Origin of the sequence: Wolbachia endosymbiont (group A) of Dendrolimus pini (genome assembly GCF_964026835.1) — a bacterium.
Taxonomy (GTDB): Bacteria; Pseudomonadota; Alphaproteobacteria; order Rickettsiales; family Anaplasmataceae; genus Wolbachia; species Wolbachia pipientis.
Window position 1 is genome coordinate 80503 of sequence record NZ_OZ034702.1, and the last position, 25527, is coordinate 106029.

At 36.3% G+C, this 25527-nt stretch carries 23 protein-coding genes, 3 tRNA genes and 1 pseudogene; 12 read left to right on the forward strand and 15 right to left on the reverse strand.

The features are described from left to right. Positions 1–2 precede the first annotated feature (2 nt). From AAGD66_RS00365 to AAGD66_RS00375, 3 genes are all read right to left on the reverse strand, one after another. Positions 3–79: transfer RNA gene (locus AAGD66_RS00365), tRNA-Ile, on the reverse strand. A 42-nt stretch (positions 80–121) separates the two neighbouring features. Next, positions 122–445 carry a thioredoxin gene (gene trxA / locus AAGD66_RS00370; protein WP_007548839.1) on the reverse strand — a complete coding sequence of 108 codons (324 nt, stop codon included), beginning with the start codon at positions 443–445 and terminating at the stop codon, positions 122–124. A 116-nt stretch (positions 446–561) separates the two neighbouring features. After that, positions 562–1182, reverse strand: coding sequence for a ribonuclease D (locus AAGD66_RS00375; protein ID WP_015589270.1), 621 nt, complete (start codon positions 1180–1182; stop codon positions 562–564). Between the two features lie 173 nt (positions 1183–1355). On the opposite strand from AAGD66_RS00375, the gene AAGD66_RS00380 reads away from it, so the two are divergent. From AAGD66_RS00380 to AAGD66_RS00405, 7 genes and pseudogenes are all read left to right on the forward strand, one after another. After that, positions 1356–1428, forward strand: a tRNA-Gly gene (locus tag AAGD66_RS00380). A gap of 1362 nt (positions 1429–2790) precedes the next feature. Then, complete coding sequence (locus AAGD66_RS00385) at positions 2791–3156, forward strand: transposase (protein ID WP_155969141.1); 366 nt, start codon at positions 2791–2793, stop codon at positions 3154–3156. Positions 3157–3189: 33 nt separating this feature from the next. After that, a pseudogene (locus tag AAGD66_RS00390) lies at positions 3190–3842 on the forward strand (IS630 family transposase); the annotation flags it as partial. A gap of 72 nt (positions 3843–3914) precedes the next feature. Next, positions 3915–4199 (forward strand): transposase, encoded by a 285-nt coding sequence (locus AAGD66_RS00395; protein ID WP_038198869.1) that lies wholly within the window; start codon positions 3915–3917, stop codon positions 4197–4199. Between the two features lie 147 nt (positions 4200–4346). Continuing rightward, positions 4347–4562, forward strand: coding sequence for an IS3 family transposase (locus tag AAGD66_RS06960; RefSeq protein WP_245836010.1), 216 nt, complete (start codon positions 4347–4349; stop codon positions 4560–4562). Positions 4563–4646: 84 nt separating this feature from the next. Then, positions 4647–4811: a DDE-type integrase/transposase/recombinase gene (locus tag AAGD66_RS00400; protein ID WP_156768661.1), complete on the forward strand. Its 165-nt coding sequence runs from the start codon at positions 4647–4649 to the stop codon at positions 4809–4811. Then, positions 4801–4965, forward strand: coding sequence for an IS3 family transposase (locus AAGD66_RS00405; RefSeq protein WP_080717614.1), 165 nt, complete (start codon positions 4801–4803; stop codon positions 4963–4965). The genes AAGD66_RS00400 and AAGD66_RS00405 overlap by 11 nt, the downstream gene beginning before the upstream one ends. 240 nt (positions 4966–5205) lie before the next feature. Here the strand turns inward: AAGD66_RS00405 and AAGD66_RS00410 are convergent, their stop codons facing one another. From AAGD66_RS00410 to rpmE, 3 genes are all read right to left on the reverse strand, one after another. Beyond that, positions 5206–6669, reverse strand: a complete 1464-nt coding sequence (locus AAGD66_RS00410; protein ID WP_265024470.1) for a hypothetical protein — start codon at positions 6667–6669, stop codon at positions 5206–5208. Positions 6670–6752: 83 nt separating this feature from the next. Then, positions 6753–7547 carry an NAD kinase gene (locus AAGD66_RS00415; RefSeq protein WP_070356930.1) on the reverse strand — a complete coding sequence of 265 codons (795 nt, stop codon included), beginning with the start codon at positions 7545–7547 and terminating at the stop codon, positions 6753–6755. Positions 7548–7585: 38 nt separating this feature from the next. After that, positions 7586–7789 (reverse strand): 50S ribosomal protein L31, encoded by a 204-nt coding sequence (rpmE, locus tag AAGD66_RS00420; RefSeq protein WP_007548602.1) that lies wholly within the window; start codon positions 7787–7789, stop codon positions 7586–7588. A gap of 128 nt (positions 7790–7917) precedes the next feature. Here rpmE and fabD point away from each other — a divergent pair, with 128 nt between their 5' ends. Further along, the gene (fabD, locus tag AAGD66_RS00425; RefSeq protein WP_155969147.1) at positions 7918–8898 is read left to right on the forward strand and encodes an ACP S-malonyltransferase; all 981 of its coding nucleotides are present in this window, start codon (positions 7918–7920) and stop codon (positions 8896–8898) included. A gap of 39 nt (positions 8899–8937) precedes the next feature. Here the strand turns inward: fabD and gpmI are convergent, their stop codons facing one another. The 7 genes from gpmI to AAGD66_RS00460 all read right to left on the reverse strand — a co-directional run bounded on the left by gpmI (position 8938) and on the right by AAGD66_RS00460 (position 14758). Then, a complete protein-coding gene (gene gpmI, locus AAGD66_RS00430; protein WP_264723986.1) occupies positions 8938–10458 on the reverse strand; it encodes a 2,3-bisphosphoglycerate-independent phosphoglycerate mutase in 1521 nt (506 codons plus the stop codon). Between the two features lie 33 nt (positions 10459–10491). Next, positions 10492–10563: transfer RNA gene (locus tag AAGD66_RS00435), tRNA-Asn, on the reverse strand. A gap of 556 nt (positions 10564–11119) precedes the next feature. Beyond that, positions 11120–12631 carry a bifunctional phosphoribosylaminoimidazolecarboxamide formyltransferase/IMP cyclohydrolase gene (gene purH, locus AAGD66_RS00440; RefSeq protein ID WP_341814470.1) on the reverse strand — a complete coding sequence of 504 codons (1512 nt, stop codon included), beginning with the start codon at positions 12629–12631 and terminating at the stop codon, positions 11120–11122. Positions 12632–12711: 80 nt separating this feature from the next. Beyond that, positions 12712–13611: a methionyl-tRNA formyltransferase gene (gene fmt, locus AAGD66_RS00445; RefSeq protein ID WP_264723984.1), complete on the reverse strand. Its 900-nt coding sequence runs from the start codon at positions 13609–13611 to the stop codon at positions 12712–12714. Positions 13612–13623: 12 nt separating this feature from the next. Next, positions 13624–13989: a 50S ribosomal protein L20 gene (gene rplT / locus AAGD66_RS00450; RefSeq protein ID WP_015589254.1), complete on the reverse strand. Its 366-nt coding sequence runs from the start codon at positions 13987–13989 to the stop codon at positions 13624–13626. 20 nt (positions 13990–14009) lie between these two features. Continuing rightward, a complete protein-coding gene (rpmI, locus tag AAGD66_RS00455; RefSeq protein WP_007548610.1) occupies positions 14010–14216 on the reverse strand; it encodes a 50S ribosomal protein L35 in 207 nt (68 codons plus the stop codon). Between the two features lie 98 nt (positions 14217–14314). After that, positions 14315–14758, reverse strand: coding sequence for a PAS domain-containing protein (locus tag AAGD66_RS00460; RefSeq protein ID WP_010962890.1), 444 nt, complete (start codon positions 14756–14758; stop codon positions 14315–14317). 165 nt (positions 14759–14923) lie between these two features. Here AAGD66_RS00460 and alaS point away from each other — a divergent pair, with 165 nt between their 5' ends. Next, positions 14924–17557 (forward strand): alanine--tRNA ligase, encoded by a 2634-nt coding sequence (gene alaS / locus AAGD66_RS00465; protein ID WP_264723983.1) that lies wholly within the window; start codon positions 14924–14926, stop codon positions 17555–17557. Positions 17558–17837: 280 nt separating this feature from the next. Here the strand turns inward: alaS and AAGD66_RS06965 are convergent, their stop codons facing one another. Together AAGD66_RS06965 and AAGD66_RS00475 are read right to left on the reverse strand one after the other, a co-directional pair. Next, the gene (locus AAGD66_RS06965; RefSeq protein WP_410529741.1) at positions 17838–18053 is read right to left on the reverse strand and encodes a hypothetical protein; all 216 of its coding nucleotides are present in this window, start codon (positions 18051–18053) and stop codon (positions 17838–17840) included. A 557-nt stretch (positions 18054–18610) separates the two neighbouring features. Continuing rightward, positions 18611–20146 (reverse strand): lysine--tRNA ligase, encoded by a 1536-nt coding sequence (locus tag AAGD66_RS00475; protein ID WP_264723982.1) that lies wholly within the window; start codon positions 20144–20146, stop codon positions 18611–18613. A gap of 108 nt (positions 20147–20254) precedes the next feature. Between AAGD66_RS00475 and AAGD66_RS00480 the strand changes: the two genes are divergently transcribed. Genes AAGD66_RS00480 through AAGD66_RS00490 form a run of 3 tightly spaced genes read left to right on the forward strand, consistent with a single transcriptional unit; the run spans position 20255 to position 25523 of the window. Continuing rightward, a complete protein-coding gene (locus tag AAGD66_RS00480; RefSeq protein ID WP_007548615.1) occupies positions 20255–20551 on the forward strand; it encodes a type IV secretion system protein VirB3 in 297 nt (98 codons plus the stop codon). Between the two features lie 9 nt (positions 20552–20560). Then, positions 20561–22966: a VirB4 family type IV secretion/conjugal transfer ATPase gene (locus AAGD66_RS00485; RefSeq protein ID WP_010962886.1), complete on the forward strand. Its 2406-nt coding sequence runs from the start codon at positions 20561–20563 to the stop codon at positions 22964–22966. Next, positions 22959–25523 carry a type IV secretion system protein gene (locus AAGD66_RS00490; protein ID WP_213863603.1) on the forward strand — a complete coding sequence of 855 codons (2565 nt, stop codon included), beginning with the start codon at positions 22959–22961 and terminating at the stop codon, positions 25521–25523. The genes AAGD66_RS00485 and AAGD66_RS00490 overlap by 8 nt, the downstream gene beginning before the upstream one ends. The last annotated feature ends 4 nt before the right edge of the window (positions 25524–25527 follow it).

Below are 25527 nucleotides of genomic sequence, written 5' to 3' on the forward strand. Positions count from 1 at the left end.
AATGGTGGGATTGGTAGGACTCGAACCTACGGCCAATTCGTTATGAGCGAACTGCTCTAACCGACTGAGCTACAATCCCTTTTATCAATATTTATAATACACACAAAAGCAAATTTGTCTATTAGCTTATTTCACTATCAACCCAACTTGACAAATCATTTGTTGCACCAATTTTGCGTGCAATTTCCTTACCATCTTGAAATATGATTAAAGTAGGTATAGATTGCACTCCATACTTACTTGGCACTTCAGTCCCTTCATCTATGTCGAATTTGCAGATCTTAATCTTGCCTTTTCTATCCTTAGCCAATTGTTCTATACGTGGCATTAGACTTTTGCATGGCCCACACCATTCTGCCCAAAAATCTACCAGCACGAACCCTTTATAGTCAGTGACTTCAGATTTGAAATTTTGATCATTTACCGATGTAATATCATCACTCATAAAATACCTAAATTTTTGTAAAATATAGCGTATCTATTAGCAGTTAATCAACTAAATTCTTACCGCAGAGCTTGAAAAATTGCCCTAAAGTGTTTTGCACAAACAAAAAACTTCTATTACATCTGGTGGTTAAAGATATCCACGTTTTCCCAACCCATTAAGTCTAACTCAATACGAGTAGGAAGAAATTCAAAGCACTTTTGGGCCAATTCTTTTCTATTTTCACGTTCCAGCATTAAGTCTAGCTTTTCCTTTATCCTGTGGAGATACAAAACATCAGATGCAGCATAACTTTTTTGTTTGTCTGTTAAATTTTCATTTCCCCAATCAGAAGATTGCTGCTGCTTATTTAGTTTGGTATCAAGCAGCTCTAAGCACAACTCTTTTAAGCTATGATTATCTGTGTAAGTGCGAACTAAACGTGAAGCTATCTTTGTGCAATAGCACGGAAGTGCCCAAGTTTCCAAGTAATAACGTATTATGCTCACATCAAATCGCGCGAAGTGAAATATTTTAGTTATATTTTTATCCTCTAATATTTTTCTCAAATTTGGCGCTGTATAATCGTTCTTGAGTTGAACTAAGTGAGCGTTGCCATCATTAAAAGAGAGCTGCACAAGGCATAATCTATCTCTGCTATGAAGTAGCCCCATTGCCTCGGTATCAACAGCTATAGACCTTACATCATCTGGTATTGAACTAGCTGGCAAGTCGTCTTTATATAAAAATATTCCCATAAAGCTTTGTGGAATAATTAAAAACTTATGATAATCAAAAATAAGCCTTAAGTATACGAAAAGATCATAGAAGGAACCACGCAAGTTTATGGGCTCTCACATTTTTCGTGTACACGGGGGTTTACAAATTGCTGTATATGCCTATAATTAAGTAAATTTAGGTTAATTTAATTGCGGGAGTAGCTCAGTTGGTAGAGCGCAACCTTGCCAAGGTTGAGGTCGAGGGTTCGAACCCCTTCTCCCGCTCTTTGCTTTCAAAATCATTTCGTCAAAAATCCCTTGACAAACTCCGCTAGCCCCCTTATCATGAAACTGAAGCTATTGTATTTGCTTTCGCCAATCTGCAGATTAAAAGGTAAGGATTACTTAATGTATCGGCGTCTTATGTTCAATTTTTTGCAGTATATAGATACTGTATGTCTTTACAAAACTTCATCTACATCTAGATTTTTATCTAAATAAGCTGAACGCGCTTATAAAGCGTTACAAGACATCAAAAAATGCCAATACTCGACAGAGATAGTAAAAGACTAGCTAACTCGGGGATTCTTTGTCTTTTTTTCTGCTTAGTAAATTTCTTAAACATTTGCAGCGTAAGTTAGTTGCAATTAAAAGCAGCTGAATTTCGCTTGTCAAGCGTTTAAAACATAAAAAACGCCAATATTTTAAAGCGGATAATAACCACGGGGCTTCTTTTGCCTTTTTTTTCATTTGGTAAATTTCTTAATGTTTATGGCTAAACGACAACCGTCATCCCGCTACTTGTTAGCGGGATCTCTTGTTAGCGGCTGAGATACCGCGGCGGTATGACGTAGGACTGCTGTCATTCCAGCGCGTGACGCTGGAATCCAGTTCTTATTACCTGGTGTAAAGTTAAGTTTCCTGGATCCCAGTGGGCTTTGTTGCATCGCTAGCTATGATGGATTAAAGATAAAAAAGGTGGAGAATATCAGTAGCTTATTATTCTGGTATTTATAACAAGAACGGTCAGTGAATACCTAAATTTGAGTAAAAGAAATTTCACTACCACTCACTAATCCGGCTAAAATTCAAGAATTTCAATGCTTTAGCTATTTTCAATAGAATTAAATTTATTAATATAAATAACAAGTTACTATTCTTAAATTTGATCAGATTGATTGCAAAAAAAACAAGATTTTCAATAAGTTGCTTATAATCCTAATTATAGTTAGCCTTTCATAAGTAGCGATGCAACAAAGCCATCCCAGTGTCTGGGCACTGGGATGACAAGAAAGGAGCACTGGGATGACAAGAAAGAGGCTACTTGGACAACACCCTGACAACCATCATCCCGCTACGTGTTAGCGGGATCTGGAAATACCGCGGCGGTATGACGTAGGACTGCTGTCATTCCAGTCTGGAATCCAAAAAAGGATGATGTCATCCCAGTGCTTGACACTGGGATCCAGCTTCTGTGCAACCTCATCAAAAACATTCATTTAGTATAAACTTTCCATGCTAGTTTGCTTGCTTACAAGCAAACTTTCCTGGATCCCAGTGGGCTTTGTTGCATCGCTCAAGTGAAAAGAACTGGCAGTTACTGACAAAATTCATTATAAATAGCCATTTAACTGTTGAAGAAAAAATATGCCACAAAAAATGAGAGTCAGTAACTGCCATGAATATAACAAATTTCTCCAAGAAAGAGGAAGCATTTTTTGTTATATCAATGACGCCATAGAAAATTGGTACGAGAATTGTCCAAAAATGCAGGGCGGCAACTATATTTATAGTGATAAAGTTGTGATTTTGGTGCATATAATCGTCAGTTTCTTTAGAATTGGTTTAAGACAAACAGTCGGGTTTATAAAAGGGTATTTGCAACAAATAGGAAGAGATTTGGCAGTTATCAGCTATTCACAAGCATCAAGAAGGTTTAAGAAACTTAATATTAAGATAAATGATTGCAGAATTGATAAAAATATAGCTCTTTCCATAAAAGTCCGGATGTGATAGGATAAGGGTAGATGATGATAAGGAGGTTGAATGCCAGCAGCATATAGTTATGATTTAAGAAAAAAAGCAATGGAAGCGCTAGACGAAGGAGAAAGCAGAGAAACAGTGGCAGCAAGATTTAAGATTGGACGAACTACTTTATGGGAGTGGCAGCAAAGAAGAAAAGAAACAGGAGACTTTCAATCAAAAAAACTTGGAAATGGGGGTTACAATCACAAAATTACCGACTGGGATACCTTTGCCAAATTTGCCAGAGAACACGGAGGAAAGACTCTATCGGAAATGGCTAAACTTTGGAACAACGTTAGTATCCAAACGATCTATCGAGCCCTTAAAAAAATTGGATTTACGCGCAAAAAAAGACATATGGATACAAGGAAAGAAACGAAGAAAAACGTGCTGAATTTTTGAAAATTATAGCGACAAAAGAACCTAAAAACTTAGTGTATATAGATGAGTCTGGCATTGATAACACCGAAGACTACCCCTACGGATATTGCCAGAAAGGACAGCGGTTTTATGCCTTAAAATCTGGAAAGAAAACTCAACGAATCAGTATGGTTGCAGCCTTAAGTGGAAGAAAGATAGTTGTTCCGTTAACCTTTGAAGGCCACTGTAATATGGATGTTTTTAATGGATGGTTTGAGCAATTTTTGACACCGATCTTGGAACCTGGACAGACTGACCTTACCCAGAAAAAGTGGAGAGAAAGAAAGGAGTTTTTTCGGGTAAAATAAAATTTTGGAGGATTAGAAATGGCAAGAGAATATACGGCAGAATTCAAATTGGAAGCTGTTAAGCTGGCAAATGAACAAAGAAAGGTAGGTCAACCAGTTGCAAAAGTAGCAAGAGATCTAGGAATAAGGGATAGTGTATTAGGAAAATGGATGAAGAAATATAACGAAAAAAAGTCAGCGGCAAATGCATTTCCAGATGTAGCACCTTATGACAAAGAGAGATTTGATTTACAGAAAGAGTTAGCAAAAGTAACAAGAGAAAGAGACATTTTAAAAAAAGCCCTGGCCAGTCAAAAAGAGTAAAATATTTTTTTATAAAAGAGCATAGTAACTGCTATAAAGTACAGGAATTATGTAGGATTTTCTGCTAGTGGCTACTATAAGTGGACTACAAGGAAAATAAGCAGTAGAGAATCAGCAAATAAAGAGTTATTAGCAGATATTCAAAAAATATATCAAGCTTCTAAATGTAGATATGGAGCTCCTAAAATTCATGCTGAATTGAAGGCTTTGGGTAAAAGTTGCAACTTAAAAACAGTGCAAAGTATTATGCAGAAAAATGGTATTCAGGCTATATTGAGAAGAAAATTTAAAATTAAGAAACAACAAACGGACAGTAGCTCCCAATATATTAGACCAAAACTTTATTGTCGATCAACCAAATAAAGTATGGGATTACTTATATAAAAACCAAAGAAGGATGGCTATATTTGGCAACAATAATCGATCTATATTCACGCATGGTAGTTAATGAGCAGTTCAATAAATAAACAATTGGTTATGGACTCTTTATTAATGGCCGTTAACAAGCGTAAACCTGCCAAAAATCTACTATTACATAGTGATCAAGGTTCACAATATACTTCGCAAGGTTATCAATATCTCTTATCCATAAAAAACATAGATGAGTCATAAAGGTTGTTGTTACGACAATTCTGTTGTGGAAAGCTTCTTTAGCTCATTGAAAAGAGAAATACTTATTGATACTTCACAACACTCTGCTCAACAAACTAGAACTGCAATATTTGAATACATAGAAATTTTTTATAACAAACAACGTCACTATTAACTATTGCATTCCTGAGCATTTTGATTCATCATTCTCTTTGTGAAAAACATTCCAAACTTTCTCTCCACTTTTTCTGGGTAAGGTCAGTCAGCTACTTGGATGACAGGGGAGGGAGGTGCTACCCTGACAATCGTCATCCCGCTACGTGTTAGCGGGATCTAGAGATACCGCGAATGAATCGCGGTATGACGGTCTGCAGCGGTATGACGTAGGGCTGCACTAGCTATATCATGCATTTTATTAACCGACACTATAAACAATATCCTTACAATTATGAGATTGAACCACAACTTGCTCAAGCGTTAAGCTGCTGCGTTTAGCGTCTTTACTGTGATTTTCCCCAAGAACATTTGTTCTTTCTCGTTTTATTTCCTCAATGAATTTCCCATTAACATCTTTAGGATCAATCTCTTCTTCAGAATATATAAGGTTAGTGCAATTTGTTTTTCTATAATAATGCACGCCAAGACATATAATTGATAATGCAAGTATACCAGAACCTATAAGTAATGATAATCCTATGTTATTAGTCAAAGGGTTTTGGTAAAATTTTTGTACACCATTAACACCATGTGTTGCAAGTAGCCCTAGAGGAAACGCTATATTTGCAGCAACTACACCAGTAAATAATGCAGTAAATATTGGTCTGTCGTTAATTACTGATTTTATTTTATTAGTTCTAGTAATTACTTTTTCGTCAATGTTAGTGAAGCCTTGTTTAGCTTCCCAAGCATTAAGTACAAAATTTGAATGAGTGCCATTGCTATATTCCAGTCTTACAGATTTTATAGCTTTATCTTTTGGCTGGTGCTCCAACACCTCAGCTAAAATTTTATCCGCATCTTTTTTTTGAATGGAATGTTCTTCAGTATCTATAAATTGCCTTGTTGCAAAAAATATTGGACCAATTGCAAGCAATGCAGCAAGTACGATAACTGGTATAGTGATATATTTTGGGCTGTTTGTAAAAAATGCAATAAATTTTGCTTTATCTTGTAAATATAATAAAGCTGCAGATATACTGAGTATAATAGCACTTGCAGTAAAAATTATAAAGCCCTTCTGCTGCATGGCATATTTTGCTCTTGGCAAGAATCTGTTTGTTTTTTTATTTGTTGTGCTACCTATATCAGAATTTAGTGACAAAGACTCTTCAGAGTCATCTTTGCTTTTATACGATGGTAAAGTATTTGAAGACGCACCTAAATCATCTTTTGAGTTTTGACCACCTATTTCACTGTCTAAACTCTTTTTCGAAGATTTTGTATTTGGGTTTATAACTGCATAAATATGTTCTTCTGATCCATTACCAGATAATCCTTCTAAACCTAAACTTGCTGTTTGTGATACCCAATCATGAGTCTCACCTTTTGTTTCTTCTAGGGAAGGAGGTAGTACTTCAGTACTAAGACCAAACAAATTTTTGTCTTCTTTGTCTTGTAAACCTGGAGCTTTTGGCAAAATCGGTGGTGCTCCATCACCATCTTTTTGTCGATTTACAGATGCATAAGTAGGATCCACTTCCTCATCATCTGATTCTTCATGTGACATTCCCTGCACACGTGGTACTACATTCAGTACACTTGAGATAGCATTTCCTGCTTCTTCAGGCGATGGTGGATCTTTTAGTGTTATCTTGCTATTGTCACCTGTTTGTTCGTAAGAAGTTAATTTTACTGTTGATTTTTCGACTGACCCATGCATATTCACTCCAAAGTTAATTACTATGCTGCATTGATTACGCTATAGTTATTAAGATATAGTAAATACCAATTTACGGATAATTATTAGTATAGAAATTGTCTATCAAAGATTCTTTCATTCAGAGGGTAATCTTTGTCAAAAAGCAAAGTTATTGTGTTTTCGTGGTCTTTTTGTATTTTTATCTGTGATATATTATGAAACTCCTTGTAATCTGATACTACAAGTGCTGGACGGTTTTTTGTGTCGTTAATGTCAATTTGTACGATCGTATCATTTGAAATTAGCGCTCCATTCCAATGCCTTGGGTAATAGCTATTGATGGAGGTTAATGCAAGTAAATTTGAATTTAGCGGCAAGATTGGGCCACCGGCAGAGAAGTTGTATGCAGTGCTGCCTGTGGGGGTAGATAATATTACTCCGTCCCCTCTAAATTTTTCTACTTTTAGCTTATCATTAATAGTAATATTCATCTCTACTATTTGGTTCGCTTTTCTAAAAACGTATACTTCGTTTACTGCTATGTAATGATATCTCTTGCCACTTGTGTCTGTTGCTTCCATTTTTAGCAAAGTTAACTGAGTTGAAGTTGCATGCTCTATATGATCAATTAAATCTTCACTGCAGCTAAAGCATTTATTCATCAAAAACCCAACATTGCCAGTGTTTATCCCATACACATGCATGTTTTTATTTTCTATGACGTAATTGTGCAAAGTGCGTAGCATAAAGCCATCACCGCCAACAACTATCAATAGATCGATTTCGGACTTATTTTCTTCTGTTATATTGATAAAATTAAGTTTCTTTAATAGTTTAGATACTTCCTGCGATTTTGGTGATGGAGAAGCAACATAGCCTATATTTTTGTATTTATGCATGCTTCAGTAAACTCTCTAAAACTTAAAGAGGAGGAGAATTAGAAAATGCTTCCATATTTATCGTTAAACTTAGCTAATTTGCTAGTTTTACTTGCTAACCCGCTTGTCAAACTTCCAGTCCATGCAGGGTGAGTAAGAGGATCTCTATCAAGTTTTACCCTATCTCCCTCCTTTCCATAAGTGGAACGAGTTTCAAACTCTTGACCGTCTGTCATAACTATAATAATTTTATGATAATTCATTGTTGTTTATAAACTTTTAGTCAGTTAACATTCTAGTGAACTTAATTCACTAAGTCAATCATTATTCTAAAATATTGACAAAAAATAAATAAAATCTTATACTTAATAAGGAATAAGTAATAATTATCATGATTTTCGCTTTCCCTGGTCAGGGCTCTCAGTTTGTAGGAATGGGAAAGAGCTTATATAGTGAGTTTTCCGTTGCAAGACAAGTATTTAATGAAGTAGATAGCATATTGGATAGAAAGCTGTCTCATTTAATCTTCAACGGTCCTATTGAAGAATTAACCATTACAGAAAACGCTCAGCCAGCTATAATGGCAGTATCAATTGCAATGCTACGTGTTATGGAGCATGTGTTTGGCAAATCTCTTTTCACTGATCACAATGTTAAATATGTTTGTGGGCATTCAGTTGGCGAATATACAGCGCTGTGTGCTGCAGGAGCGTTAACGCTTGAGTCTGCAATCAAGCTGCTGAAAGTTCGCAGCGAAGCAATGCATGAAGCTTCACTGAAATGTAAAGGCGGAATGGTTGCGTTGCTTGGAGCAGAGATAAATGAAGTGGAAGATATATTGAAATCAGTTCAAATTGACGGAATTTGTGAAATTGCAAACGATAACGGTGGCGGACAAGTGGTTATAAGTGGCACTAGAGAAGCTCTTGAAATGTTACCCGATTTATTCAAAAACTCGAGTGTGAGGAAACTAATTAAATTACAGGTTAGTGGGCCTTTTCATTCATCTCTTATGAAACCTGCTGATGAAAAAGTTTTGGAGTTTTTGAAGGGTATTAAAATAACCCGTCCTATAGTTCCTTTGATATCAAATGTTACAGCTAAAGAGGAGAGTGATCCCAAAGTTATAAAAACTTTACTCGCCAAGCAAGTTGTAAGCAGAGTGAAATGGAGAGAAATGGTTTTGTATATGTCAAGCCGTGGCATTAACAAATTTGTTGAAATTGGCCCTAATAAAGTTTTATCTAATTTGGTCAAAAGAATTGACCAATCTATCAGTACAAAAAATATAGATAGTATTGGTGATATTGACAGCTTCTTTAATGAATCATTAGTACTAACAGCGAAAAATTTAAAAGTTGGATTAAGTTAAAACACATCTATTTGATGTCATTCCGGTGCATAACGCTGCCTAGCTGGAATGACAGAGGGTAATGCAAGAAATCAACGAACTGCCTGTCATTTCGTTTGGTTTTTTAATTCCAAGTAGCTGTAAAATAGTAGGGGCAATGTCAGATAACCTTCCGTCTCTTAGTTTTAGATTATTGCAAGACACAATAAATGGCACTTTATTTAGAGTGTGTGCTGTATGAGGTGTATTATTTTCTTCATCGAACATACATTCCACATTACCATGGTCTGCAGTGACAATTAACGCGGTGTTGCTTGACTTTTTAACAGCACTCAGCACTTTTGCAAGACAATCATCTACAGCTAGCACAGCTTTCTCGGCTGCTTTTATATTACCTGTATGTCCTACCATATCAGGATTAGCGTAATTTACAACTATCAGTGCGAATTCTTGGGAGTGAATTTTTTCTACAAGCTTTTCTGTGAGCTCGAAGGCTGACATTTCGGGCTGCAAATCGTAAGTTTGAACTTTTGGTGAGGGAATGAGTATTCTTTCTTCACCAGAGAAAGGTTCTTCTTTTCCACAATTGAAAAAGAAAGTCACATGAGCGTATTTCTCGGTTTCGGCGATACGTAATTGTCGTAATTTATTGTCTTCTATTGTTTGTCCTAGAGTATCAGCGAAAGAAGTAGGAGGAAAAATATAAGGAATTTTGAGATCTTCTTTATACTTCATCATACTTAAAATTGAAGAGAATTTTGCTACCTTAGCGTAATCTGTTTTGCCAAGCAAAATACTTGCTAATTGTATCATTCGATCAGCACGAAAGTTAGCCAACAGCACTCCATCTTCTGGTTTTATACCTTGATAATCACCTATTACTGCGGGCCTGATAAACTCATCAGTTATGTTATTTTGATAGTTATTCTCAATCAACGATACTGCATTATCATGACAAGGTGCCTTTGCAAATGCGATAGCCTCATAAGCTTCGATTGTTCTCTTCCACCTGTTGTCACGGTCCATAGCATAGTAACGCCCAGAAACAGTAGCAATTCTTGTGTCATTTCCCTTTATACTCTTTGTAAATTCTTGAATGCATTTTTTTCCTGAATTTGGCAATGTGTCTCTGCCATCTAAAAATGCATGTATCACCACTTTTATTCCATGCTGTGATATTTTATTTGCTAAAGTTGAAATATGCTTTTGATGCGAATGAACACCGCCATCTGACACTAATCCCATTATATGGCATACTCCGTTCTTACTTTTTAGATTACTAATAAAACTTTGTAGATTTGCATTGTTTTCTATTGTTCCAATTTCTTGATTAATGCGCTGAAGGCTTTGCATTACTACTCTACCACTGCCAATATTCATGTGGCCAACTTCTGAATTACCTATTTGACCACCAGGTAACCCCACATCAGCTCCACAGGCGGATAAACTGCATTTTGGATAATTAGAGCTAATATATTGCCAACAGGGTGGATTTGCGTTGCTGATAGCGTTGTATTTATTATTCTCTATTCCATTTCCCCAGCCATCTAGTATACATAAAACCACTGATTTAATGTTCATATAAAATCAACACTAGAATTTCACAGAGAAACGCTCCCCGGGCCGGATTCGAACCAGCGACCAATTGGTTAACAGCCAACTGCTCTACCACTGAGCTACCGAGGAATAAACCGTTTTTAATTTACCATGTTGAACGTTGGTTGTAAACGTTTTTTGTGTAGACTTTAAGTCCAACTGGTCACAGAAACGAAAAAACTTACTTGACAAACTCCGCCAGCCCCCTTATTGTAGTATTAAGGGTGTTTCTGACTCAAAACTTGTTTTTGATCCGCGCGGGTTCAATAACAAAAATTCAGTAAAAAACTTGGAGTATCTATTGGCGGATTACATAAAATTATAGCGGCTGCATGTCTTTTTAATTTTTTCTACATTCAGCCAAATCGCGCTTATTTTAAGCGTTAGCACATTATTACAGCGCCAATTTAAAGTATTAGAGGGTCAAAACTCGCACCACGGGGCTTCTTTGCCTTTTTTTTTATTTGGTAAATTTTTTAACGTTTGTGGCTAAGCGACAGCCGTCATCCCGCTGCTTGTTAGCGGGATCTCTTGTTAGCGCCGCGGCGGTATATTTGTCATCCCGCTAGCGGGATCTATGTTGAGAGATACCGCGAATGAATCGCGGTATGACGGTTTGTGGCGGTATGACGATAAGACACAAAGCCTAATGGAAAAAACTGCGAACGCCAGTGAAAAACATGGCAATTTTATTTTCATTTGCGGTTGCTATTACATCTTGATCTTTCAGCGAGCCGCCGGGCTGAATTATAGCTGTAATTCCATGTTTTGCACTTTCTACTATGCTATCTGGGAATGGAAAAAATGCATCTGAAGCAAGCACTGCACCTTTACATTTTTCACCTGCTTTTTTCACTGCAATGTTCACACTATCTATTCTGCTTGTTTGCCCTGCGCCGATGCCAATAGCACAACCATCTTTTGCTATAACTATTGCGTTGGATTTCACATGTTTACATATTTTCCAGGCAAAAATAAGATCTTCCTTTTCTTTTTCTGTTGCAGTGCATTCTGTTACTTGTTCTGCTTTTATTGTGTGGTCATTATTTTCTTGCACCAAAAACCCACCAACAACATTTTTAGTTTGGTATTTCACATTTTGTTGAAAAGATTTATGAATAATCACTCTTAAATTTTTCTTTCTTTGTAAAATTTTTAGTGCCTCATTGTTTACCGATGGTGCTATCACTACTTCCAAAAATATCTCGTTTAATTTTTCTGCTAGCTTTAAATCTATCTCCCGGTTTAAGGCAGCTATACCACCAAAACTGCTTACTTCATCGCACGATAGAGCTTTTTCATATGCCTCCAAAGCATTATTACCAATAGCAGCGCCACATGGGTTATTATGCTTGATTATCACTGCTGCAGGTTCTTCGAATTCAGAAGTTATGTTAAGTGCGGATTCTATATCTACTGTATTATTATAACTCAACTCTTTTCCATGTAGTTTTTCCAACGGATATTCTGTAAATTGATTACTATAAAATGCAGCTTTTTGATGGGGATTTTCACCATACCTGAGTTCTTGTACTTTATGCCCGTATAGAGCAAAAAACTCTGGTAACTCATTATTTTTACTCTGGGATAAAAACCAACTGTGAATATTAGAATCGTAGTGTGCAGTGAGAGCAAATGCTTTGGTTGCTAAGTGTTTTCTATATTCCAATGTTGTTTTATTGTTATTTTCTATCATCTCAGCTTTCAGTGCTTCATAGTCTTGAATGCTAGAAATAACTGAAGTAAAATGAAAATTTTTTGCTGCGGCTCTAATTAACGCCACCCCGCCGATATCAATTTGTTCTATAATTTGCTCCTCACTTGAATCGCTATTCACCGTCTCCCAAAATGGGTATAGGTTAGTTATAAGCAGGTCTATTGGCTCAATACCTAGATCTTGCACTTCCTTTTTATGCTTTTCTCGATCATAAAGTATTCCTCCATGAATTTTAGGGTGTAAAGTTTTCACTCTACCACCCAGTATCTCTGGAAATTGTGTGTAATCTGAGACCTCTTGTGTTTTTATTCCTGCACTAGATAGCACTTTATAAGTATTGCCCGTTGAAAGAATTTCTATTTGTTGCTGCGTTAAAAACGATGCAAGATCAATTATATTCGTTTTATCGTATACTGATATTAAAGCTCTTTTTATTTTCATTTTTATATGGAAAGTTTTTTAAGATTATATCTAAGAAAAGGAAATTTAGCTATTACATTTCTACACTAATTTAAAGCAGTCTATTCTATAAATTTTTTTACCATGCTTGATTTCAAGCCACGAATAAAATCTTCAATACTGCAAGGATTTCTCCCTTCCATTTGTACAACTTTAGGAATTAAAGTGCCACCTTTTAAACTTATGTGCATATTATCGTTAACAATCTTACCTTGTTCTGAAGCGAGAGCTTCAAAGTCAGCATCAAGTATCCTGATACGTTTATTTTCTATCTTAATGAATGCTTTTGGGTAAAACGCTTTAACCTTTCTATAAGCAACTTCACAAGCATCACTTGCATAAATTTTATAGTCTTCCACTTTGTTAGCGTAACATGCATCATTATCGCTCTGCTCTATAGGAACCTGTTTTTCAATTTCATTTAACACCTCAAGCAGTAAATCACTGCCTAATTCAGACAATTTATCATGCAATGTCTTGTAATTATCGTTCTTTTCGATAAGAAATTTTTCCTGTTTTAAAATAGGGCCGGAATCTAATCCTTCATCCAATTGCATAATGCTAACCCCGGTTTCTTGATCTCCTGCTAAAATTGTGTGCTGTATCGGGGCTGCACCACGCCACCTTGGTAGTAATGAAGGATGAATATTAATACAACCATATTTTGGAATATTCAAAATTTCTCTTGGAAGTATCAACCCATACGCGGCTACAACTGCAACGTCTGGTTTGAAATTTCTAAATTTTTCTTGCTCTGCCGAAAACTTTAGAGAGATAGGAGTACATACCTCTATGTTACTTTCTTCAGCGATAACATGTACTGGAGATTTCGTTGGCTTCTGTCCACGCCCCGAAGGTTTTGGAGCCTTGGTGTATACTGCCACCACTTCGCTCTTTGATTTCAGTAACAAGCTCAGAGAATTAACAGCAAATCCTGGTGATCCCATGAAAATAATTCTCATGGTGTCTTTGCTTTAAGAATTCTCTGCTAATTTACCACTTACAGCTTCTACTAATTTGGCAAAATCATCCTTATAATTAACGGCCATCTCAGCAAGAATCTTTCTATTTAAATCAATGCCGGCAAGTGTAAGACCATGCATAAACCTACCATAAGTAAGCCCATGCTCTCTTACTGCTGCATTAATACGTATTATCCATAAACCACGAAAATCACGTTTACGATTTCTTCTGTCTCTATAAGCATATTGCAGTGCTTTTTCAACTCTTTGTAATGCAATTCTATAACAACTTTTTGCGCGCCCTCTATAACCCTTTGCCAGTTTCAATATTTTTTTATGACGAGCGTGAGTAGTGACTCCACGTTTTACCCGAGCCATTTTATTTTACCTCCATTTTGTTAAATACCGTAAGGCATATGAAGCTTAACTATACGCGAGTCAGATTTACCAAGAATCGTTGTACCGCGCTGATTACGAATATTAGATTTACTTCTCTTTACCATGCCATGCCTTTTGCCTGACTGAGTAGAAATAACTTTACCCTTAGCTGTAAGGTGAAAGCGCTTTTTCACAGAAGATTTGGTTTTTAATTTTATTTTCTTCATATTCCAAATAAATTTACAAGCACTACTATTGAGTTCTTTAATAGTAATTAAGCATTAGTATAAATAATTTTATTAAAGAATCAAATTAAAATTGTATATTAAAGGAGTTTAAAAGTAATTACGCCCAATATGTGTGTTATACCTTCTTTATTCCCAAGTGGCAGCAATACTTGCCTCATTTTAACACTTTCACTTTCTTCCTCTTCATTGATCGGGCATTTACTCTCTATTACAGTATCAAGTTTATCAATAACTGCATCTATTTTATATAGTCGCAAAAATGGTGCATCAATTGCATACTTATTATCAATGCGCGTCTTTTTCTCAAAACCATAGAATTCAACAGCCTTTTCTCCTGCATTTTCACAAATATAACCTTGATCCTTGACTTCAATGACAAAACAATGCTGCCATGATTCCATTATTTCTGCAGTGTCTATTTCATGCCTTTCTGGCCAATCTCTGTCTGATCCTTTTATGTCATTCCAGTGTTGAGTCACCACATTTGCTATTCTTTTTTCTTTGCCTACATAAATTTCCATTCCAATTTCCACATATAAAACACAGATATGAGGTAAATTTATCGTGAATATATTGATTTTTTCTTACCACAAGGTGCATGTCACTAGAAGTTCTGAGATCTAGAGAGTGGTATTGATTTTATTTCCATTACAACTTATTATTTATAGATAACCTCAATAAAAACGATGAAGCTAAACGAAATCAGAGAAAGATTTATAAAATTTTTTGTAAATAATGACCACGAGCAGGTTTCTTCTTCTCCTTTGATTCCAGAACATGACCCAACGCTCATGTTCACAAATGCTGGTATGGTGCAGTTTAAAAATATTTTTACTGGTGCTCAAAAAACTGAAATGAAACGTGCTGTCTCAAGTCAAAAGTGCCTAAGAGCAGGCGGTAAACACAATGATCTGGAAAATGTTGGCTATACAACTCGGCATCACACATTTTTTGAAATGCTCGGAAATTTTAGCTTCGGTGATTACTTTAAGGAAACTGCGATAGAATTTGCGTGGGAATTTATCACTAAAGAGTTATCTCTTGATAAAAACAGACTATCCATAACCGTCTACCATACTGATGATGAGGCGTACGAGATTTGGCGTAAGATAAGTGGCTTTTCAAGTGATAAAATCATAAGAATTACAACGGATGATAACTTTTGGAGTATGGGAAGCACTGGTCCGTGCGGTCCATGTTCTGAAATTTTTTATGACCATGGGAGTCCTAATTTACAAGAGGGCGATAGAATTGTTGAAATCTGGAATCTGGTATTCATGGAGTTTAACAAAGATGAAGAAGGTAATTTACACAAATTGCCAAAAAAATGCATCGATACTGGAATGGGCCTTGAAAGAATAGCGGCTGTTATGCAAAACGTCCATGATAACTATGATATTGATCTATTTTCTGCTCTGATAAGTAAATCACAAGAGTACTGTGGAAGAACGGAAAATAAAATAGCGCATAAGATCATAGCAGATCATCTTCGCGCGGCTGCATTTCTCATCGCAGAAGGAGTGCTTCCTGGAAATGAGGGCAGGAATTACGTATTACGCAGATTAATTAGGAGAGCCACACGTTATATTCACCTGCTTGGATATAATGATTCCCTACTCCATCGTATTTTTCCAGTGTTGATAGATAGCACGAGTTCGGCTTATATGGGAGCTGAATTAGTCAGAGCTAAAAGCTTAATAGAAACGACGTTAAAATCAGAGGAAGAAAACTTTAAAGACACTTTGATGAAAGGTATCAATCTCCTGGAGAAATTCACTACAGATTTAAAATCGGGCGATACTTTGCCTGGAGAATCAGCGTTTAAGCTATATGACACCTACGGATTTCCTTTGGATATTACACTTGATATTTTAAAAGAGAAAAAAATAAATTTTGACCAGAAGGGTTTTGATGATGCAATGGGAGAACAAAAAGAGAGAGCACGTGCTAAATGGGCTGGATCTGGTGAAAAATCTGTTGAGCAAGTATGGTTTGATTTGATCAATAAATTTGGCAAAACAAAATTTGTTGGTTATGAGTTCAATGAAGTAAGTGATGCGAAAATACTAGCTATAGTTTCCTCTAAAAATGAAGTAATTGATTCTGCAAAGGAGGGAGAAAAGATAACCATTATACTTGATAAAACACCTTTTTATGGCGAGTCAGGTGGACAAGTGGGAGATACTGGCAGTCTGATCAAATCTGATAGAAGTATTATTATAGTCGAGAATACCAATAAGGTTAATGACCTATATTTGCACAGATGCATAGTTAAGTTCGGTTCAATTTGTAAAGGTAACACAGTTGCAGCAAGCATTGACAAGGAAAGAAGGCAAACCTTAAGAAGAAATCATTCAGCTACACATCTTCTGCACTTTACACTCAGAAAAATTCTAGGTGACCATGTCACTCAAAAAGGTTCCCTAGTTGCACCGGATAAGTTACGATTTGACTTTAGTCATAACACTCAAGTTACTCAGGATCAGCTATTCTTAGTAGAAGATATGGTAAACTCTCTAATCAGAGAAAACCTTTCTACATCTACAAAAATTCAGAGCATGAATCAGGCAATAGACGAAGGAGCTATGGCGTTATTCGGTGAAAAATATGGCAACCAAGTAAGAGTAGTGAAGATTGGAGATTCAAGAGAACTGTGTGGTGGCACACACGTTGAACATACTGGAGAAATTGGTTTATTTAAGATAGTAACAGAAAGTTCTGTTGCTTTTGGAGTGAGAAGAATTGAAGCTTTAACTGGTCAAGAAGCAATCAATTATGTACGTGATAATGAAATTAACTTAAAAAAAGTTGCAGAATTCGTAAAAGCGCCAGCAAGTGAAATAATAAACCGATTAAATATTTTAAATCAAGAGCGCAAAGAATCTGAAGCTAAAATAAAAAATTTATATAAAAAACTTATAAGCGCAGAGAGCATAAAAAGTACTGAAATAAATGGAATAAATTTTGTAAGTCATGCTTTTACCAATATTCCAGCGAATATAATAAGAGAGTTTGTTTTGCAGCAACAAAAACCAAAAACGATAATAGCTTTCACGGCAACAGAAAAAGATAAAACAGTCTTGATTATTAAAGTAAGTAAAGACTTAATCAATAAGATTAGCGCAAAAGAACTAATATCCATAGCAGTTGAAAAGAACTGTGGTGGGAATGCTGAACTTGCACAAACAGGCTGTGATAGCAATAAAATAGATGATGCCATTACAGCCATTTATAGCAAAATAACAGCTTCTAAGCACTCTACGTCATACCACCACGAACCGTCATACCGCCGCGGCGCTAACAAGCAGCGGGATACTTAACCATCGTCTACACCGTCATACCGCGATTCATTCGCGGTATCTCTTAGCCGCTAACAAGAGATCCCGCTAACAAGCAGCGGGATGACGAATTACTATGCCGCCGCGAACCGTCATACCGTTGCAAACCGTCATACCGCGATTCATTCGCGGTATCTCTTAGCATAGATCCCGCTAACAGGTAGCGGGATGACGGTTGTCAGGCTAGCTGTCATCCAAGTAGCTCGACTACTTGGATCCAGGAAAAAGAATGGTGTCATGAAAGTAGCTGACACTGATTCCTTTATGATGGTGTCATCCCAGTGCCCAGACACTGGGATCCAGGAAACTTAATTGCAAGTAATGCATTGGATTTGGTGAGTATGGGTTTTGCGTTATAGAATGAAGCACTTTTGGTGAATTTATAAAGAAAGCTGGATCCCAGTGTCAAGCACTGGGATGACAAGGTATAAACCTTATCGTCATGCCGCCGCGAACCGTCATACCGCGATTCATTCACGGTATCTCAGCCGCTAACAAGAGATCCCGCTGCGGGATGACGGTTGTCGTTCAGCCATAAACATTAAGAAATTTACCAAATGAAAAAAAAGGCAAAAGAAGCCCCGTGGTTATTATCCGCTTTAAAATATTGGCGTTTTTTATGTTTTAAACGCTTGACAAGCGAAATTCAGCTGCTTTTAATTGCAACTAACTTACGCTGCAAATGTTTAAGAAATTTACTAAGCAGAAAAAAAGACAAAGAATCCCCGAGTTAGCTAGTCTTTTACTATCTCTGTCGAGTATTGGCATTTTTTGATGTCTTGTAACGCTTTATAAGCGCGTTCAGCTTATTTAGATAAAAATCTAGATGTAGATGAAGTTTTGTAAAGACATACAGTATCTATATACTGCAAAAAATTGAACATAAGACGCCGATACATTAAGTAATCCTTACCTTTTAATCTGCAGATTGGCGAAAGCAAATACAATAGCTTCAGTTTCATGATAAGGGGGCTAGCGGAGTTTGTCAAGGAATTCTTATTAAAACTAAAGAGCTCAAATGAAAGGAGGTAAACTCTAAAGTATACATTTAGTAGCGCTTTCTATGAGAGAAAGCGTATTACCTATTCCGTAAAGCTTTATGAAAGATCCCATTCTTGGACCGGTTTTTTGGCCAAGTAACGTTTCATATAATAGCTGAAACCAGTCACGTAAGTTGGTGTAATCATATTTTTTTCCAATAGAAAATACCTGAGATTGAATTTCTTCAGCAGTAGCAGTTGTAGATAGAGAATGTAAAGTGTCCTTCAAATCTAGTAACGCTGCTTTTTCTTTTTCATTTGGAGTTTTATATGATTTTGTTGGCTTGATAAAATCGTGATAATACTTTACTGCGAAGTCTGAAAGTCTATCAAGCATTTTATTATTTTCTGGTGTAACGTTTGGTGCATAAGAGGATATAAAACCCCATAGGATCTCTTTGTTTTCAGCATTACAAGCTGCTGCTAGGTTTAAAAGTAGTGAGAAATTTATGCCTGAAGTTTCTATACTGGGAACATTGCCCTGGTGAATGTGCCAAGCAGGATTATTTATATCCTTTTCTTTGTTCTCATGATAACGCTTTACAAATTCTAAATATTCATCAGTTGATTTTGGTATCACATCAAAATATAAACGTTTAGCTTTTTTAGGACTCTGAAAAATGTACAATGCTAAGCTCTCTGTTGGTGCGTAAGTTAGCCACTCTTCAATTGAAATGCCATTTCCTTTTGATTTTGATATTTTCTTTCCTTCTTTATCAAGGAAAAGCTCGTAGCAAAACAGAAGTGGTGGCTTTTCTCCAAGTATTTCACATATTTGACTTGAAAGCACAGCAGATGGAGTTAAATCTTTTCCGTGAGCTTCGTAATTTACTCCAAATGCGGCCCACCTCATTCCCCAATCAGGTTTCCATTGCAGTTTACATTTTCCTTTTGTTACCGGAACTTCTATTTTTTCCCCGTTTGGGTCTTCATACGTGATTGTTCCTTTATCTGTATTTGTTTCAATTACTGGAACTTGTAAAACTTGAGAAGTTTTTGGGCATATTGGCAAGAATGGACTATAAGTCTGCTGCCTTTCTTCCCGAAATGATGGAAGCATTACGTCCATCACTTTATCATAATTTTTCAGCAGTAGTAAAAGTTTTTCATCGTAAACGCCAGATTTATAACACTCTGTTGCACTCCTGAACTCGTATTCAAATTCAAACAAATCAAGAAATTTACACAACAATGAATTCATGTGATGACCATAACTCTGATGAGTGCCAAATGGATCAGGTATCATAGTCAATGGTTTATTTAAGTGCTCTCTTAGCATCTCTTGATTTGGCACATTATCTGGTATTTTTCGCAAACCATCCATATCATCTGACACTGCAATGATTTTGGTTTTTATACCAGGAGCTATTTTTTTTAATGCATTTACAACAACTGTAGTGCGGAAAACCTCTCCAAAGGTTCCTATGTGGGGTAAACCAGAGGGTCCATAACCAGTTTCAAATATTATTTCTTTTTTATTAGGAAACTCTTGCAATATTTTTTCTGCTTCTTGAAATGGCCAACTTGTCATTATCGAGATTAAATAATGTATCTTAACTTAAAGTGCTACTAGTTTCAATGGATTTTTAATATAATGATATAGTATTAGTGTTAGAGCTATTATTAGAAGGTTAAAGATATGTCCACAGGTAGTATACAAACAGATCAATTATTTAAAGGTCTTACAAGACCTGCAATGCTCTTTGGTGTGAGTTATATGTTTGCAATATTAAACGTCCTGATTTGCATGCTAATTTTCATTAATTCAAATGATTTAAGAGTGATTCTCTTAATGTTACCAGGTATACATGGACTTGGTTATATAGCTTCTGCAAAAGAACCGTTGTTTATTGAATTATTTATGGTAAAATTGGGAAAGTGCTCGAAATGTTTAAATCGTTTTTACCATGGAGCCAATTCTTATGATATTGCTTAACGTTGTGTGATGCTGAGGTTTAGGGCTATTCAATCAAAGAATAAATCTACTCTGAACAGGGAAGTTCACGCTGCTGAATTTATTCCTTATTCTTGCTATTGGAATAGCACAACCTTGATGACAAAAGAAAATTGGTTGGTTAAGGTTATAAAATTAAGTGGTTTTGCATTTGAAACTGCCGATGACGAGGATTTAGTCATACAGAACAACATCAGGAATCAGATGCTAAGAAGCATTTCATCTCCGGCATTTAGTTTGTATTTTCATACTATCAGACGTAAGAAAAATATTTTTTCTGATGAATTTGCAAGTCAAGGTTTGCCGAATTTTTTCGCTAATCACGTAAATCTAAAATGGAGAGAAAAACACGCAACAAGGCAATCATTTATTAATGACCTATACATTACGATTATCCGTAGAGCGGACACAAAAGGAGTAGAATTTTTGTCACATCTACTAAAAAAATTCGGACATGTAACTTCAAAACATGCTTGGGAAAGTGATATACGTGCCACGTATGAAGATTTAGAGGAAACGACAAATCGTGTAGTGACAAGCCTTAGAAATTATTCGCCTAAAATTCTTGGAGTAAAAGAAACTCCAGATGGTTTGTTCTGCGAAATAATGGAGTTTCTATCTAGAATCGTAAATTGTGGCTTCGTTACAAATACGCTTTTTCCGCTAAGAACTGAAATATCAAGATACTTACCAGTACATAGGTTATTCTTTGGCCGTAAGATGATACAGGTTGTGACTCATAATGAGAGTAAATATGCTGGAATAATTAGTATCAAAGAATATGGAAATCATACTTCTGCAGGAATGCTTGATTCGTTTTTACAACTTCCTTACGAGTTTATAATTACGCAATCTTTTCAATTTATAAACAGGCAAATGGCGATTGGAAAAATGCAGATACAGCAAAATCGAATGATACAGTCTGCAGATAAAGCTATTTCTCAAATAGCAGAAATTTCTCAAGCGCTTGATGACGCAATGAGTGGTAAGATTGCGTTTGGTCAACATCACCTGACTATTTTATGTATAGAAAAAAGTCCTAAATCATTGGATAACGCTCTGTCGTTGGTAGAATCAGAGCTTTCTAATTGCGGTGTTTACCCTATACGTGAGAGAGTTAACCTTGAACCAGCATTTTGGGCGCAAATTCCTGGTAATTTCGATTATATAGTGAGAAAAGCTACAATAAGTAGTCTTAATTTGGCTGGATTTGCATCTCAACATAATTATCCTACTGGTAATAAATTCAATAACCACTGGGGAGATGCCGTTACAGTTTTTGACACGACATCTGGTACTCCATTTTTTTTCAACTTTCATATAAGGGATGTTGGACACACTATGATAATTGGCCCAACTGGTGCTGGTAAAACTGTTTTAATGAATTTCCTGTGTGCCCAAGCGATGAAGTTTTCTCCAAGGATATTCTTTTTTGATAAAGATCGCGGTGCAGAGATTTTCTTAAGAGCACTTAGTGGTATCTATACTGTAATAGAACCAAGAACTAAAACAAATTTTAATCCTTTACAACTTGATGATACCTCTGATAATAGAACATTTTTAATGGAGTGGATAAAGTCTTTAATTTCGGTATATAATGATAAATTTACTTCAGAAGATATTGCACGAATTAATGATGCAATTGAAGGAAATTTTAAATTAAGAAAAGAAGACAGATTCTTGAGAAACCTCGTACCGTTTTTAGGGCTTGCAGGTCCTGATACTCTAGCTGGGGCAATATCTATGTGGCATGATAATGGTTCTCATGCTGCAATATTTGACAATAAAGAAGATTTGCTAGATTTTTCACGAGCAAGAGTATTTGGTTTTGAGATGGCTAGCTTGCTCAAAGATCCTGTTGCTCTTGGACCGGTCTTGATTTATTTATTTCATAGGATTAGTATATCTCTTGATGGCACTCCATCTATTATCGTTCTTGATGAGGCATGGGCGTTAATAGATAATCCAGTTTTTGCACCCAAGATAAAAGACTGGTTGAAGGTACTGAGAAAACTAAATGCTTTTGTGATTTTTGCTACTCAGAGTGTTGAGGATGCAAGTAAAAGTACTATTAGCGATACGCTTGTACAACAAACAGCGACACAGATTTTTTTACCAAATCTGAAAGCTACTAGTGTCTATCGGGATGTTTTTATGTTAACTGAACGTGAATATATATTAATTAAGCACACAGATCCGAGTACTAGATTCTTTTTGGTGAAACAAGGAGTCAATGCTGTAGTAGCTAGAATAGACTTAAAAGGCCTGGATGATATAATCAACGTATTATCCGGACGTGCAGAAAGTGTTCTATTGTTACACGATATATTAAATGAAGTTGGGGACAACCCAAAAGTATGGTTGCCTATATTTTATCAGAAGGTAAAAAATGTTTAAGACTAAGCTGTCATTGCTATTAATTGCGATATTTTTACTAAATATAGACTTTTTACTCTCATATCCAGTGCTTGCAGATGGAGTAAGTGGTACTGACAAGACAGAATTTGTTAGCAGATTTAATTCCACTGGCAGTTTTAGTCGTGCCTCTAATCCTGATTGTGGAGCGTTTAAAACAGCTGCAGCACTTGCTGGAATAGCGATTGCTGTTGGCGCAATATTTACTGGCATTGTTTTGATCGTTTCTTCTGCTGGTTTGTTTACCGCTCTTGTTATTGTTGGAATGATAGCTGCAATTGTTGGAGTCTGGAAAGCGATAGGAGGGCTTGTTGTTTGTGAACATAGTTTTGTTAAACACCCAGTTGCACGTGATCATGATGGAAAATACAAAAATTTTAAATTAGAAGACACAGGTTATAGTGGCTGCACCAATGAAAATTACCAAACAGAAGAGGAATATTTTTCTTGTTTGCAAAATAAAGCTCGGGAAGACGTGAACAAAAAAGATTATGACGGGAAAAGAGCAGAAAAAGAAGCCTTAAATTCTAACGTTCAGGAGAGTACAGAGAGTTATTACTGGCCAAAAAATGGTGTGCAATACAGTGAATATATAGAAGTATGTCATCGAAACCCTTTAACTTTTGGTAATCTTTTTAATAAGGTAGACTTTAATTCCAGAGGAAAACCTGGATACATAGACTTTGATGTCAGGGAGAAAGACACTGGATACGTAGATGGGTCATGGTCCTCGAAGGTTGATGGTGGTCTGGAATGTAGAGTTCTCAAAGCAGGACAGAGCGAACCCATACATGGAGCTACATTCAAAGCAGTGAGAAAAACGGGCAGATTATGTGTGGAGTTAGCCAGTGTTAGCATGCTTGGTATCGAAATGACTCCTTGGCCGCAAGGGGTTGATATGGGGTGCACGGAATTGCCACCTGACCCACTTGCTCCTATGTGTGAAAAATCTGTGATGATATTCAAAAATAAAGATGGTACAGGAGAGGAAAAAGTTCCTATTGGTAATAATGATGACTATAAAACTATTATCAGATCTAAAGAAAAAAGACTCAACGGACAAGGGGGGAAAATTTTTGTAGGTTATGATAATGCTGGCTGTTTTAGCTCGTATGTTTCTGAAGCTTGTTATAACCAGGCAGGGAGTAAATCATTAGCTCCTATTCCCGTAACTTCTATGATAGTGCAATGCATTAAGGAATCGTTAGATAATTTAGTTGCAGGTAAAGGTGCACCAAATGGTGAGAGTTTTATATCTGTAGCACAGAAAAGGCTGAAAAACACTGTAACTGCTGTTTTAGTTTTAGCTTTAATACTGTTCTCTATAAAAGCCATGTCTGGTGGAGTTCAGAGGCCTCAAGAAATGTATATGTTGATCATAAAATTCGCTTTAGTGATTTACTTCACAACAGGCAGTACCATGTCTCATTATTATGGAGAATTAACTCGTCTCTCAAATGGTTTGTCAGAGATAGTGCTAAAAGCATCATCTGAAAGTAAAGGCATATGTAATTATAAAGCAGGTACAGATTATGAATATACTCGTGCAGGAAAGAGGGTATCTTACAGTTATCTTGCACCTTGGGATAGGCTTGATTGTAGAATTTTATTTTATTTAGGTGCCCCTTTAGATGGAATTGGTGGCAAAATTGGTACTGGAGGTGTTGCAACGTTAGCAGTCTTGCTTGGTGCTGCTCCTGTCTTATTAGTTGCAGGTTCGGTAATCGGTATTATTTTTGCTGGTGGACAAATTTTAGTAGCTCTTGTCTGTATATTTATGGCCGTTCTGATGATGATGGTTATTTTGTGGCTGTGCTATGTATTTATTTTATCTCTAGTTGCTTTAAGTGTAATCATCATTTTATCACCTTTGTTCATTCCTATGGTTTTATTCCAACACACCAAAGGATATTTTGAAGGCTGGGTGAAAGAGTTGATTACCTATAGCTTATACCCGGTTATCCTTTTTGCGTTTTTGTCCTTTATGTTCATAGCATGTGATAAAATCTATTTTAAAAATTTAAATTTTGAACTGGACGAGTCATATAAAAATGAACAACCGGACAAGTCATATGAAAAGAAACAAGCAGAAATCTCATATAGTAAGAAAAAACAGTGGTTTAAATTGAAAGATGGGGAATGTGATAAAAATGAAACTACTCTTGCATGTATGATGCAAAATTATAGCTTTAAAAAGAGCAGCATACTTGGTCTATTCGACTTTACATACATGGAGTTTGGCAGCTCTCTCATCGGAGAATTATTAAAATTGTGTTTAGTATTATTCCTCTTTTACCACTTTTTAAACATTCTTCCTGGCATGGCTGCTGAACTTGCTGGTAACCATAGAGCAGCACTTGGCTCAGGTCAGACACCTGGACAAATGGTGGGCAAAGCTTTATCTGCTGCCAAAGCTGCTGCTGGGGGTGTTGCTGGAGTTGCTGGTGCTGCTGCTAAGAAGTTGAGTGGTGGAGACAAGAGTAAATCTCGAGGTTCTGGTTCTAGTAGCTCCGAGAGTGTTAACAAAAGCACTGAATGAGTTG